The sequence below is a fragment of the Rahnella sp. CJA17(1/100) genome (assembly GCF_963881615.1).
Classification (GTDB): Bacteria; Pseudomonadota; Gammaproteobacteria; order Enterobacterales; family Enterobacteriaceae; genus Rahnella; species Rahnella aceris.
On the sequence record NZ_CAWOJA010000078.1, the window covers coordinates 1 to 338 of the forward strand.

A 338-nucleotide genomic window follows, 5' to 3' on the forward strand; every position below is an offset into this window, starting at 1 on the left:
CCAGGCGCATCTCGTTCACGTCGTAACTGTCCATCACACTGGCCCGCAACAGGTGACTGCTCAGTTCCATCAGGCAGACCATGCGGACCTGAGGATATCCACGTTCACCGTGCTGGTTCGAAGCCTTCCCGAAGGCCTCTGCATTTTCAGGCGTGTCCTGCGTATGCCAGACTACGCCATCGACGGCATTGAGTGTCAGTCCGTGCCAGAGAGGATGTTTTGCCTCTGCATGCCAGTGTTGCTGAGTGATATCAAACAGAACCCGGATGGCATCTTCACCTAACGTTTTTCTGCGGGCAATAACGGAGCTGGGTGCGGTGAATGAGCGTCCGGTTCGG

The 338-nt window shown here is 56.2% G+C and carries 1 pseudogene; it reads right to left on the reverse strand.

What is annotated here, in order from left to right:
• A pseudogene (locus tag AACU55_RS23390) lies at window positions 1-338 on the reverse strand (IS4 family transposase); the annotation flags it as partial.